Raw genomic sequence first — 382 nt, 5'->3', positions numbered from 1 at the left:
GGCCCCGGTGGTGGGAGGGGTCGCCGGCGGGTGCCGGCCGGCCGTGGTCGGGGGCGCCGCCCTCGAAGTCCCAGGTGGCGGGGAAGGGTCCGCCGTGCGCCCCGGGGTCCGCGTAGGGGTCGGCGTACGGCCCGGTGTGGGGGTCGGCGTGCGGGACGCCGCGGCCCGGGGCCGGGTACGGTCCGGCGAACCCCGGGATGTCGGGGCCGCCGGGCTCCGGCTCGGCCTCCAGGTCCCAGATCTCGGAGGAGGCGGGCAGGCCGGCCTCCCCGTCGGGGCCCTCGGGCCCGGCGGGGGGCACGGGGCCGGAGACCGCCGGCGGGTCGTACCGCCGGGGCGCCTCCCCGGGGTGCCCGGCGTACCGGTCCGGATACCCCTCTGC

General features: G+C 82.5%; 1 pseudogene. It reads right to left on the bottom strand.

From position 1 onward, the window contains the following. A pseudogene (locus tag FOE67_RS28595) lies at nt 1–382 on the bottom strand (hypothetical protein); the annotation flags it as partial.

This window comes from Streptomyces calidiresistens (assembly GCF_014141525.1).
GTDB lineage: Bacteria > Actinomycetota > Actinomycetes > Streptomycetales > Streptomycetaceae > Streptomyces > Streptomyces calidiresistens.
Note: the sequence above shows the minus strand (reverse complement) of the source record. Positions and strands in the feature narration are given on the sequence as shown.